At 62.1% G+C, this 377-nt stretch carries 1 pseudogene; it reads right to left on the bottom strand.

The window, feature by feature from the left end:
• Nucleotides 1-365, bottom strand: a pseudogene (locus BIU96_RS17690) (DNA-formamidopyrimidine glycosylase); the annotation flags it as partial.
• Nucleotides 366-377: the final 12 nt, after the last annotated feature.

A 377-nucleotide genomic window follows, 5' to 3' on the forward strand; every position in this document is an offset into this window, starting at 1 on the left:
CCACCCATGAGAATAGCGGCGCTGAGGGTTTCGCGAATGGCTTCCACCAGGCGGTTGTAGCGGTCCAGGCTGATGCGGCCAGCGGCGCGACGGGGGTGGATGCCGGCCTTGAACAGGGCTTCGTTTGCATAGATGTTGCCCACGCCCACCACCACATGGTTGTCCATGATGAAGGATTTTACCGGTGTCTTCTTGCCCCGCGAGAGTCGATAGAGCAGGCGCCCGTTGAATTCCGGTGCCAGGGGTTCCGGCCCCAGGCTGGCGATCAGTGGATGCTGGTCCGGTGTTTCGGACCAGAGCCAGCAACCAAAACGGCGGGGGTCGTTGAAGCGCAGGCGGATGCCGTCGTCGAGTGTCAGTTCCACGTGGTCATGAAG

Source organism: Curtobacterium sp. MCBA15_008 (genome assembly GCF_001865065.1).
GTDB lineage: Bacteria > Actinomycetota > Actinomycetes > Actinomycetales > Microbacteriaceae > Curtobacterium.